This is a genomic window from Synechococcus sp. CCY9202 (assembly GCF_034931685.1).
In the GTDB taxonomy this organism is placed as follows: domain Bacteria; phylum Cyanobacteriota; class Cyanobacteriia; order PCC-6307; family Cyanobiaceae; genus CBW1002.
The window spans coordinates 55,310-66,916 of sequence record NZ_JAYGID010000109.1 but is presented as its reverse complement, the minus strand read 5'-3'; the positions used below and the strand labels follow the sequence as shown (position 1 = coordinate 66,916).

The following is an 11,607-nucleotide window of genomic DNA, read 5'->3' as shown; positions in this document are numbered from 1 at the left end:
CGCGGTGCCGGCAATCGCAGCGGCACCTCCCCCCTCGAGCTGGTGGGCAAGCCCATCCGCCGGGATGCAGCTGGCCCCGGTGCGACCGGCGTGACTCGCCCCGGCATGCCGGCCGGCATGCGCAAGCCGATGGCACCGGGCGAGCTGATGCAGTTGCAGAAGCCCAACGCCCGTCCGATCGCAGCCCCACCACGCCGTCCTGAGCGTGGCGAGGTGGCGGCCGGCTCCAGCACTGATCCGGCCCGTCCCACCGCCACTCCGCCGAACGCCCCCCGCCGGCCGGCCTTCCGGCCCGGCATGCCGGCCGGCACCAACCGGCCCCGCCGCCCCGACTGGGACGACAGCGCCAAACTCGAGGCCCTGCGCAGCCGCTCGCCGCAGAAACAGCGGCAGAAGGTTCACATCATCGGCGACAACGATGATGCACTCACCGCCGAAACCGGCGGCTACGCCGGCGAACAGGAAGCGCTGGTTCTGCAGGCCAGCCTGGCCCGCCCGGCCAAGCCGCGCAGCGCCGTCGCCGCCGCGCCCAAGCCCACGGTGGCCGTGCGCAAGCGCAAGAAGGAGACCACCCGCCAGCGCCAGCGCCGCCGCGCCATGGAGCTCCGGGCTGCCCGCGAAGCCAAGGCCCAGCGCCCCGAGATGCTGATCGTGCCGGAGGGCAACCTCACGGTGCAGGAACTGGCCGACCGGCTCGGTGTCGAGAGCTCCGAGATCATCAAGAGCCTCTTCTTCAAGGGGATCAGCGCCACCGTCACTCAGACGCTGGATCTCTCCACCATCGAAACGGTGGCCGAGGAATTCGGCGTTCCGGTGCTGGAAGACGACGTGGAAGCCGCCGCCAAGAAGACGGTGGAGATGATCGAGGCCAGCGATCTGGCCCACCTGATCCGCCGCCCTCCCGTGGTGACGGTGATGGGCCACGTCGACCACGGCAAGACCAGCCTGCTCGATGCCATCCGCAAGACCCGCGTGGCAGCGGGCGAAGCCGGTGGCATCACCCAGCACATCGGTGCCTACCAGGTGGAGATTCCTCACGCCGGCGAGCACCGCCGCATCACCTTCCTCGACACCCCAGGTCACGAGGCCTTCACCGCCATGCGTGCCCGGGGAACCAAGGTGACCGACGTGGCCGTGCTGGTGGTGGCCGCCGATGACGGGGTCCGCCCCCAGACCCTGGAGGCGATCAGCCACGCCCGTGCGGCCGAAGTGCCGATCGTGGTGGCGATCAACAAGATCGACAAGGAAGGTGCATCGCCCGAGCGGGTCAAGCAGGAACTGTCCGGCCAGGATCTGGTGGCGGAAGACTGGGGTGGCAACACCGTGATGGTGCCGGTGAGCGCCATCAAGGGCGAGAACATCGACAAGTTGCTGGAGATGATCCTGTTGGTGACGGAGGTGGAAGACCTCCAGGCCAACCCGGATCGGATGGCCCGCGGCACCGTGATCGAGGCCCACCTCGACAAGGCCAAGGGACCGGTGGCCACCCTGCTGATCCAGAACGGCACCCTGCGGGCCGGCGACGTGCTGGCAGCCGGCCCTGTACTCGGCAAGGTGCGCGCCATGGTGGACGACACCGGCAAGCGGGTGAAGGAGGCGGGTCCCTCCTGTGCGGTGGAGGCCCTGGGCTTCAGTGAAGTCCCCACCGCCGGCGACGAGTTCGAGGTCTATCCCGATGAGAAGACCGCCCGCAGCGTGGTGGGCGATCGGGCGAATGAGGCCCGCGCCACCCGCCTGGCCCAGCAGATGGCCTCCCGCCGGGTCTCCCTGGCGTCCATATCGGGGCAGGTCAGCGAGGGCGAGCTCAAGGAGCTCAACCTGATCCTCAAGGCCGACGTGCAGGGCAGTGTGGAGGCGATCCTCGGATCGCTCGAGCAACTGCCCCAGGACGAGGTCCAGGTGCGGGTGCTGCTTTCGGCACCGGGCGAGATCACCGAAACGGATGTGGACCTGGCGGCCGCCTCCGGCGCCGTGATCGTGGGCTTCAACACCTCCATGGCCTCCGGCGCCAAGCGCGCCGCCGATGCCACCGGCGTGGATGTGCGCGACTACGAGGTGATCTACAAACTCCTCGAAGACATCCAGATGGCCATGGAAGGCCTGCTGGAGCCGGAGCTGGTCGAGGAATCCCTCGGCGAAGCCGAGGTGCGCGCCGTGTTCACGATCGGCAAGAGCGCCGTGGCCGGCTGTTATGTCACCAACGGCAAGCTGCAGCGCAACTGCAAGGTGCGCGTCCACCGCGGCAAGGACAAGGTGTACGAGGGCGACCTCGACTCCCTGCGCCGCAACAAGGACGACGTCAAGGAGGTGGCCACCGGCTTCGAATGCGGCATCGGCTGCGATCGCTTCAACGCCTGGCAGGAAGGCGACCGGGTCGAGGCCTACAAGTTCGTCACCCAGCGCCGAACCCTCAGCACCTGATCATCGTGAATCCCCGCAGCGAACCGCTGCTGTGGCTGCAGCTCCTCGGCCTCCCCGCCCTGCCCCTGGAAGCGCTCGTGGTGCTGTTGCTGCTCGGGGGCAGTGATCCAGGCCCTTGGCCGGCCTTGGAGCGTCTGCTCACCTGGGCCATCGGGGTGCTGATGCCGGCGGTGCTGCTCTGGCGCCGGCCTCCGGACGCCTTTTCCCTGCTGCTCGCGCAAGCCCCACTGCGGGCCCGTCGGGATCTGCAGGGGCGCATCAGCCGCCTGCAGGACCATCCGCTGCTGCGGGGGGTCCTGATCGCTGGCGCCGTTGTGGCCCTGCCTCTGCTCTGGTGGCTGGATGGTCACGCCGCCCTGGTGGCTGGCCCACTGGCGTTGCTGGATGCTGATCAGCGGCTGCAGGCTCTGCTGCTGACGATGCCGGTGCTGGCATTGATGCTGTGGCAATGGCAGCAGGTGCTTCAGAGCCTCTGGCTGCTCAGCCGCAGCCCAGCGGCGATCGAGGCCGCAGCACCCTTCAGCCAGGTGGAGCTTGAGGACAGGCGCCTGTGCCTCGGCCTGCCGCTGCTGTTCCTCCCGGATCTGGCCATCTCCCGGCCTGTCTCTGGGGCGGCTCCAGTGGCAGCGGCACCGGCAGGAGCCTCGGAACTAGCTTCAGAGGAAGGGTCTCCAGAGGAGGGGGCTGCAACAGAAGATGCGGCCATGGAAACACCTGGTGGTGAAGCCATCGAGAAAGCTGTTTCAGAGCAGGCTGTCCCTGAGAAGACTGTCCCGGAGAAGGCTGTCCCTGAGACAGCTGAACAGGGTGTCAGCACTCCGGGCGACGCCTCAGCCCCCATGGTTGCGATCGAACCAGAGCAGCGTGGCAAAGATCGCGAAGGCCCCGATCTGGATCAACAGATCGACTGAGGCCACCCCCTCACCACTGGCGCCCCTGAGGGCCATCGTGGCCAGGCCGAGGCTGGCCGAAGCCAGCAGCGCAAACCACAAGGCCCGTCGCAGCCCGCGCCACGGAGTGCGGAGCTCGGTGAGCAACCGTTGGCGCAGGGCGGGATCGAGATCGCGCGAGGGGGAGTCGTCCTGCCTGGATCCCATGAGACGCACCACAACGGGACAACGTTAGGGCGAATGCTAGTTTCAGAGGGTATTGCCGGTGTAGCTCAGCGGTAGAGCAACTGATTCGTAATCAGTAGGTCGCAGGTTCAAATCCAGTCACCGGCTTTTCGCAATTCTCTAGAGATCCTTCTTCCCGAGTCGGGTGGGGATCTCATGTCATCCCTGAATCTGACACTTCGTCGATACCAGCGGCTCTGGCTCGAAGGACGTGTGATTCCTGGAGTGATCAGCAGGTGGGGCTGCCAATGGTCCCGCGTTAGTCTGAGATCCTTGTTCTCTGCCCCAGCCGGCAGCCGCATGATCGAGTTTTGTTCCGGCAACATTCGTGCCGTGAATCCCGAGCGGGCCGTTCTCGAGGCACTGGAACTTGCCTACGGTACCGATCGACCCGATTGTGCCGTGCTCCTGATTCTGGGCGTGGTAGGGCACAATCTTGAGAGTCTCAGTCGGGTGGCGGCGCGGCAATGCCCTGAAGCGAGGATCCTGGCAGCATCCTGTGCGGGGGTTGTTGGACGCGATGGGCCGGGCGAATCGATGCACGACATCGCTGTGATGGGGATCTCTGGAGAGGGCTTTGGAGTCGCCCACGTGGATGGACTGCTCGGCCCCACATCCTTCTCCAAGGGAGTCGAACTGGCTCAAGAGCTTCAGCAGGCAGCACCGCACCCTGTTCGGATGGTGTATCTGCTGGCCTCCGGCATTGACATCGCCAACGACCGCCTGATCGCCGGTATTGAATCCGTGCTCGGCCCGGAGGTTGTGATCTTCGGCGGCACGTCTTCGGATCAGATGCAGGGGGTGAGCAGCCAGCAGGCCGTCGATGGTGAGCTGTTTCAGCATGCGGCCCTCGCTGTGGGGTTCTGGGATCCCGATCTTCAGGTGGTCACCCAGGCCAGTCACGGGTTCGTGGCAGTCGGCAATCCTCTGCGGGTCACCAAGGCGGAGGGCAATCGCATCCTGGAACTGGACGGTCAGCCAGCCTGGCAGGCCTACCTGCAACGCCTTGGCCTGCCTGCCGACGCCACCGAAGCTGACACGATTCCGATTGGCGCCCTGGCGGAACTGCTGCCGGAAAACCTGGCACGGGACTACGGCAATCCCCATATTCTGCGCGTGGTGACCCATCACACCCCGGAAGGGGGGCTTCTTAACGCCACTGACTGTGCCGCAGGCACCGATCTGTGGATCACCGTGCGGGACGAGGAGCGCATCTTCAACGACGTGGACCGGATGCTGGCGGCCATGGCCAGTGCCGCACCTGACGGACACCTGCTGGCCGTATTCCATGCCGATTGCCTGGCCCGTGGTCGCCGCCTCTTTCAGCGCGTGATCAAGGAAGAGCTGATCCATCGCCTGCAGATGCCCTTCCTGCAACAGGGGCAGGTCCCTCCCTGGTTCGGCATGTACGGATTTGGAGAATATGCCCGTTTGGGGCAAGCCAACAGCTATCACAACTACACCACTGCCCTGGCGGCCCTCTATCAACCCGCTCCCGCATGACCCTGGATCTGGCTGCGGCCTACTCACGGCTACAGCAGGAGCTGATATCGGTACGTTCCCGTCTCGACAGGCAGGTTGAGCAGCTCACCCGGCTCAACCGGTTGTCCGACGTCTTGCTGTCCATGGGCCCCCAGCAGCCGAGCATCACGATCCTGGCCGAGGCCTTGGCCGATGTGCTGGATGTAGGGATCGGCGCGGTGTGGATCCTGCCACAAGAGAAGATGGTGGAGAGCATCAGATTCGCCTGCAGCGGTTGCATCCCGGATCAGGACAGGTGGCGCGAACTTGGCCCACAGATCGAGGCCCAGCTTCGGCATCTCAGTCCCCGCAAGGCACGACGGCTGGCGGGATCACAGTCAAGGATGACGACATCCTCCATGGTCCTGCCGGGCCTTGAGCAGGGGGAGGCAATGGCCTGCCGATGCCTCAGCCGCGACGGTCACTGCCATGCCGTGGTCCTGGCAGCGAATCCGGCGATGATCAGCGCCAGCTGCGAGCCCATCAGCGACGATGCCCTTGAAGTGCTGAATCTGATCGCCGAGAAAGTCGGTGCCCATCTTGATCAGGAAAGCGACCGCCTGGTGATCGAAGCGCAGGTGGAGGCGCTGCATGCCTCGGAGACGCGGCTGGAACTGGTCCTCCAAGGAACCAATGACGGTTGGTGGGACTGGGACGTGACCAACGACACCTGCTTCATATCGGCACGCTGGCAGGAAATGCTTGGCTATCCCCGACAGGAGGCTGCCGGTAACTCCGAATTCTGGATCCACCGCCTCCATCCCGGCGATCGCAATGACTTCGAGAAACGGCTGAAACGAGCCCTGGAGGGCGAGATCGACAGTATCGAGGCAGAGTTGAGACTGCGCCATGAAGACGGTTCCTATCTGAGCGTGCTGGCCCGGGGGAAGATCACGCGTGATTGCGAAGGCAAACCAGGCCACTTCGCGGGATCCATCCTTGATCTCTCGGAACGCAAGCGTCACGAGGCGCACGTGCACCGGCTCGACTTCTACGACACGCTGACCCAACTACCGAATCGGCGCCTGCTGGTAGACCGATTGCAGCAACTCGCCAGTGCCTATCCTCGCCTGAATCGATGTCACGGGGTCCTGAAGCTCGACCTGGATCGATTCAAGACCCTCAATGACACCTACGGCCACGCTGCCGGGGACCAGCTGCTCTGCGCTGTGAGCCGCCAGTTGCGTGCTCTTGTGCCCCAGGACAACACCGTGGCCCGCCTGGGAGGAGACGAATTTGTCGTGGTACTCGAAAGACTCGCATCCACGACGGAAGAGGCACGACTCGAAGCCCAGAAGGTCGCCGTAATGATCCTCAAGTCCCTGAATCGAGGCCACCACATCGATATCGGGGTGGTGCACAGCAGCGTCAGCATCGGCATCGCCCTGATGACGGAGCCTGAGCTCAGCGTTGAGACCCTGTTGCAGCAGGCTGGAGTGGCTCTATTCGAAGCCAAGAAACTGGGTCAAAACCAGGTTCAGATGTTTGAACCAGCCATGCAACAACGGATCGTGAACCGTAGTCGACTTGAATCGAAGCTACGCCAAGGGTTTGTTGACGACGAACTACGGGTGAACTACCAGGCGCAGGTTGATGCATTGGGGAGACTATGCGGCATGGAAGCTCTGATGCGCTGGGATCATCAGGGCACAAGCCTCATTTCGCCCTCAGAGTTCATTCCGATCGCCGAGGAGTCTGGTGTCATTCACGCCTTGAGGCGCTGGAGCCTTGAAACTGTTTGCCATCAGATCAGCCGGTGGGGACTGGTCCCCAGCAACAATATCAGGGTAGCCGTCAACATCAGTCCGACCGAGTTTCTCCATCCAGACTTCCCGGACGATCTCATTGCCCTGCTGCGGCAGACAGGCATCCCAGGAAGCCTGCTCAACCTGGAGATCACCGAGGCAACTGTGCTGACCGACCTTGAGTTCGCGGCACAGCGCATGCATCAACTCCGGTCGCACAATCTGGAGTTTTCCCTCGACGACTTCGGCACCGGCTTCTCATCAATCACCTATCTTCGCCACTTACCGGTGAGGGAAGTGAAAATCGACCGCAGCTATGTGGAACGTTTCTCCTTCGACCCACAGGATGCAGCAATCGTGCGCACGATCGTCGCCCTCTGTGACACCCTTGGGCTGCGAATGATCGCCGAAGGCGTGGAAACCGAGCAGCAATGGGATCTGTTGCGGCAGTTGGGCTGTCGTCACTTTCAGGGCTATCTCTTCGGTCGGCCCCAGCCCGCCACTGCCGATCTGCAGATGATGGTGGAGCCGCGGTTCCGCAAGAATGCGCCGTCAGCCACTTGAGCGCCGCCCTGTGCGATCGGCTTCTGATGGGCACGGCAGTGCCCCATGCGTGCGATGGCGACATGGCACTGGAGCACATCGGAAGGCCGTGAATCACGAGGATCGGGCAACAACACGGCTTCTGGCCTGCCCGGGCTGCGGCCGCCAACTACGTGTGGTGGTAGCCACCGAGCCGCGCCCCCTGAAATGCCCTGAGTGCAGGCTGCATTTTCAGGTCCGTTGTGCCAGCCCCCAGGATGACGACACCATCGAACTTCTGGTGAACGACTGCGAAAGAAGCCAGAACTGTCCCTACGAAATCCTGGGGGTTTCAGCACAGGCCAACGACATCGAGATTAAGAGAGCCTATCGGCAAGCAGCTCTGAATTCACATCCAGACAGAAACGGCAACAGCCCTGAATCAGTCAAGCGTTTCAGAGAGGTTGCCAATGCCTATACCCAGCTGATGAATACAGAACAAAGGGCTGCCTATGACGCGCAACAAGCCGCCAGACAAGAGCACCAATGGCAGCGAGTCACGGCAAGACCAGAAACCTTGTCCTACAAAGATGAACTCCACCACAGCAAGAAGTGGCCAACTCAAGCCAGGGGTCCAGCACCGAGAGCCCCCCTTGCTAAACGTCCTGAAATCCTTCGTATTCGCTATCTTGTGATTGGCCTTTCGGGAGGAATAGCGATCGGTATTCTAATGCCAAACGGCAGTCGACTGATTCAGCTGCTTCTCGGCATCATGGCTTTCCTGGGACTAGCCAGACTGATCATCCGTGCCTTGCGGCCAACTGCATCAAAAGCGCAACAATCGGCATCCCAGCAAGGAAGTCAACGATGACGCATCAAGATGTGATTTCCGAATCCCTGGCAGGCTGGCAGGTCATGGCATGCATCAGCCGAACAGGTGCCTCCCATCGCCAGCGCGGCCATCATTGCCAGGACAACGTGGCCCAGGTCCTGAGCAGGAGCCGCGATGGAGCTCCCGTGACGGTGGTGGCCATGGCGGATGGCCACGGCCACCCACGCCACTTTCTCAGTGACGTGGGCAGCAAGCAGGCCTGCCGCGTTGCCACCCTGACCGTGAGCGAATGGCTGGGCGACCTGAGGCTTCAAGAAGGAGTGCGAACTGATCTGGAGCACTGCAGGCAACAGCTGGCCCGTGAACTGCCAGGGCGCATCCAGCGCCACTGGACCTCTGCAATTCAGCAGCACTGGAGACAACAGCAGAGGACCATGCCGGCTCCAGCAGGGACAACACAGCCGCTCACGTCACAGCCGCTGGAACCTGAGGCGATGGACTCTCAAGCATTCTCGAGGCTTCCCTATGGATGCACCCTCGCTGTCCTGGTGCTGACACCGCAATGGTGGGCGGTGACCGGACTGGGCGACTGGGATCTGGTACGCGTGTCCAGCGATGGTGTCGCCAGGCTGCTGAGTGAGGAGAGATCCCTCAATCCGGAGAGAGAATCCACGGCCAGCCTTTGCCAGGCCGATGCCGCACAGGCGATGGCAGCCCGTACCCAGATGACAGGGCTGGAACCGGATTCGGAACCCTTCGCCGTCATGATCAGTACCGACGGGGTGAGAAAGTCCTGTGGCGCCACCACGGACTACCTCAGCTGGGCCACCGAGCTGGTGACCAGCCTGCAACGACCCTCTGCAGGGGCTCCGATGAGATCGGATCTGTCCCAGCGCCTCGACAGTCTGAGTAGCCGAGGCACAGGGGACGACGTGAGCGTGGCCGTTGCTGTGCAGGGATCGCTGGTGATGCCAACACGACAGCCGGACCACCTGCATGGCAAGACCGAACCACAACGCCTGCCAGGCAGCAAACCATCAATCACGCCACAAGAATCAGAGCCCAGGCCAATCCTTCAACCCGGTCTGTGGCCTCTCCACTGGCTGCAATGGACGCTGAACCATCGCCGCAGCCTCGGTGTGCTGATCGTGTCATTGGGCAGTATTAGCATTCTACTGTCATTGCGAGTTCTGGGGATCTGGTGCAACGACATCTTTCTGCTGCCTGAACAGAGCGTGGAATCCTGCACAGGCCGTGATCGCTGACACCATGGCCACGCCTGCATGACAAGGAGCGGAAGGCAAAGACGGCATGCCAAAGACTGCTCCAGGCCGACTGAAACACAGGCCAGCAGGATGACTCAGGCTGCTCTGCTCCTAAGAGACTGCTGAAAAACCCCTTCAAGGGCCATTCAGCCCGGGAACGCCTGACTCCGAGCCCAGTGTTCACGGGCGCTGCGCCCAGAGGTCAGACTCAAGTCATGGCGACCTCGGGACTTTTTCAGCAGGCTCCTAAGGCTGCTCTGCTCCTAAGGAACTGGGTTGGAAGCGATGCCAGTCGACCTCTTCAATGCGGCCGAGAACCCGCGGGGGCTGATTGTCCACACGCACTGTCACCAGGTCTGGCCGTCCCGCACTGACCTCCAAACCCTCGCCAAGGGGAAATTGCTTCTCACCCTCCAACTCACCGGCGAAGAGCATCGTGCCATCAAGCCGGCGGACCTCCAACCAGCTGGGCTCCATCGCCTGCAGATACAGTTGCTCCTGGCTGGTGATGGGCGCACTGCCTGAAAGAGCCTGCTGCTGCTGCAGGCGCCGCTGGATCCATGGACCACCAAGACCGACAATGAAGCCGATCAGAACGGCTCCCATGAACACCTTGGCCCATGCGGCATCCACAGGCCAGCCCGTGCGATGCCGTCTCCGGGGAGGCGTGACCAGCTCGCGGGGACGTTCTGGAGCGGCAGGCCGCTGAGGCCGCGACGCCACCTCTGCAACCTCACGCGCCTGCTCAGCCGAAACACGCGCCTGTTCAGCCGAAACGCGCGCCTGCTCCGCAGAGGCAAGCGCCTGCTCCAGCTCCCCCACGCGTTGGGTCTGCGCCTGGAGGCGACTGAGCAACACGCTCTGCTGGTCCTGCAGCTCCTGGAACTGCCGCTGTGCAGCCTGCAGGCCGTCCTCCAGCTGCCGGCGTTCCTCAGCATCCTGACGTGCCTGTTCCCTGAACTGCTGCCTGAGTCCCACCAGAAACTGCTTCAACTCCAGGGGACTGGCATCCTCTGGCAAACCGAACGTCTCAGAACTCGCAGAGGAAGAGGAACGGGTCATCACGACTCAGGGAACAGACGCTGAGGCTGCACAGCCTTCAAGTGAGCTGCGAAGGGAGGCTGACGGCCAGTCAGCACCGCGTCAAGGTCGTGATCCAGCATCTCCTGAAGCAACTGCTGGCGGGTGTCCTGATCAAACTGGGCTGGAATGCGGGATTCCAAGCGAAGCAACACGAACCAGTCATCGATGCGCAACGGTTCGTGCAGCTCACCGAGTGCCATCCGACTCAGGGCAGCCTGGAGATCCGGATGCAATCCAGCCAGGCGACGTGGACCAATCACTCCCAGGCTGAGTCGCTCGTCACCCGTTGCGAACTGCCGAGCCAGGTCATGAAAGGAGGCACCCTCATCCAGCAGGCGCAGGTACAGCTCAAGGGCAGTGCCGTGGCTCTCCACTCGAATCATGCTGAACACCACCTTCTCAAGGGCAGCGCTGCTCTCCTGAAAGTAGGCCAGGATTCTGTCGCCGTAATGGAGGTCGCACCAGCGTTGCAGACGCAAATGGAGCCAACGCTCCTCCAACATCGAGCGGAGGGCCAGAGGCACTGCCTCAATCCAGCCGCTGTTCGGATCCCGGGGTGGCTGACCCGGCAATCCCTGCCACAGCTCAGCCGCCATGGGCGACCAGTCCTGTGCATCAATCACAACTTCTGAGGCCAACCTGGCGCGAAGACGCACGCGCACAGCATCCCGCAACGCAGGATACTGGGCCAACACTGCAGGAAGATTCTCGTGGGCGGACGACGTGCCCTGCCGCTCCAGCCAATTCACCAGCTCGGCCTCTGGCTCATCCAGGCCTTCCGGCAGGGCCAAGGGGGCACGCTCCTGCATGGCCTCCTCTGGCAAAGTGGATTGGACAGGCTTTGGGCCCTGTCCAGGTGGCAAAGACGCGGGCAGGGAATTCAGCCGCGCCTCCACGGTCGCAAAGACGGCCTCGGCATCCCGCTGACGCTGAAGCCAACGCTGCTGCTGCTCGGCGATGGCCCGGTCAATCCGAGCGAGGTCCTGTTGAAGTGCTGAGATGGAAGGGGATCGTTCCTGCACTCCGCTCCTGAACTCCATTCAAGTGTAGGTGGAGCAAGGTCTTTGGCCAGACCAGGCTCTGAGGCCACCGAGCTCCGAATC

At 63.1% G+C, this 11,607-nt stretch carries 9 protein-coding genes and 1 tRNA gene; 7 read left to right on the top strand and 3 right to left on the bottom strand.

What is annotated here, in order from left to right:
• Window positions 1-2,421 (top strand): translation initiation factor IF-2 (gene infB / locus VB777_RS13920; protein ID WP_323249673.1); only part of this gene is annotated, 2,421 nt, incomplete at its 5' end.
• A 5-nt stretch (window positions 2,422-2,426) separates the two neighbouring features.
• Entirely contained in the window at window positions 2,427-3,332 is a 906-nt protein-coding gene (locus VB777_RS13915; protein ID WP_323249672.1) for a low-complexity tail membrane protein, read from the top strand.
• On the opposite strand, the gene VB777_RS13910 is transcribed toward VB777_RS13915, so the two are convergent.
• Complete coding sequence (locus VB777_RS13910; protein WP_323249670.1) at window positions 3,252-3,518, bottom strand: DUF3493 domain-containing protein; 267 nt, start codon at window positions 3,516-3,518, stop codon at window positions 3,252-3,254. The genes VB777_RS13915 and VB777_RS13910 overlap by 81 nt on opposite strands.
• A 54-nt stretch (window positions 3,519-3,572) precedes the next feature.
• Here VB777_RS13910 and VB777_RS13905 point away from each other — a divergent pair.
• From VB777_RS13905 to VB777_RS13885, 5 genes are all read left to right on the top strand, one after another.
• Window positions 3,573-3,644, top strand: a tRNA-Thr gene (locus tag VB777_RS13905).
• Window positions 3,645-3,836: 192 nt separating this feature from the next.
• Complete coding sequence (locus VB777_RS13900) at window positions 3,837-5,039, top strand: FIST signal transduction protein (protein ID WP_323249668.1); 1,203 nt, start codon at window positions 3,837-3,839, stop codon at window positions 5,037-5,039.
• On the top strand, window positions 5,036-7,366 hold the full coding sequence (locus VB777_RS13895) for a putative bifunctional diguanylate cyclase/phosphodiesterase (RefSeq protein WP_323249666.1): 2,331 nt from the start codon (window positions 5,036-5,038) through the stop codon (window positions 7,364-7,366). The genes VB777_RS13900 and VB777_RS13895 overlap by 4 nt, the downstream gene beginning before the upstream one ends.
• A gap of 154 nt (window positions 7,367-7,520) precedes the next feature.
• On the top strand, window positions 7,521-8,195 hold the full coding sequence (locus VB777_RS13890; protein WP_323249664.1) for a J domain-containing protein: 675 nt from the start codon (window positions 7,521-7,523) through the stop codon (window positions 8,193-8,195).
• Window positions 8,192-9,421: a protein phosphatase 2C domain-containing protein gene (locus tag VB777_RS13885; protein ID WP_323249663.1), complete on the top strand. Its 1,230-nt coding sequence runs from the start codon at window positions 8,192-8,194 to the stop codon at window positions 9,419-9,421. Before VB777_RS13890 ends, VB777_RS13885 begins: the two co-directional genes overlap by 4 nt.
• Before the next feature lie 246 nt (window positions 9,422-9,667).
• On the opposite strand, the gene VB777_RS13880 is transcribed toward VB777_RS13885, so the two are convergent.
• Both VB777_RS13880 and VB777_RS13875 read right to left on the bottom strand, forming a co-directional pair.
• Window positions 9,668-10,414 (bottom strand): RodZ domain-containing protein, encoded by a 747-nt coding sequence (locus tag VB777_RS13880; RefSeq protein WP_323249661.1) that lies wholly within the window; start codon window positions 10,412-10,414, stop codon window positions 9,668-9,670.
• A gap of 68 nt (window positions 10,415-10,482) precedes the next feature.
• Window positions 10,483-11,313 (bottom strand): hypothetical protein, encoded by an 831-nt coding sequence (locus tag VB777_RS13875; protein ID WP_323249659.1) that lies wholly within the window; start codon window positions 11,311-11,313, stop codon window positions 10,483-10,485.
• Window positions 11,314-11,607: the final 294 nt, after the last annotated feature.

What these genes read in the sequence shown, in the direction of transcription:
- VB777_RS13910 (WP_323249670.1), bottom strand. Translation starts at nt 3,518, where the DNA reads ATGGGATCCAGGCAGGACGACTCCCCCTCGCGCGATCTCGATCCCGCC.
- VB777_RS13900 (WP_323249668.1), top strand. Translation starts at nt 3,837, where the DNA reads ATGATCGAGTTTTGTTCCGGCAACATTCGTGCCGTGAATCCCGAGCGG.
- VB777_RS13895 (WP_323249666.1), top strand. Translation starts at nt 5,036, where the DNA reads ATGACCCTGGATCTGGCTGCGGCCTACTCACGGCTACAGCAGGAGCTG.
- VB777_RS13885 (WP_323249663.1), top strand. Translation starts at nt 8,192, where the DNA reads ATGACGCATCAAGATGTGATTTCCGAATCCCTGGCAGGCTGGCAGGTC.
- VB777_RS13875 (WP_323249659.1), bottom strand. Translation starts at nt 11,313, where the DNA reads ATGCAGGAGCGTGCCCCCTTGGCCCTGCCGGAAGGCCTGGATGAGCCA.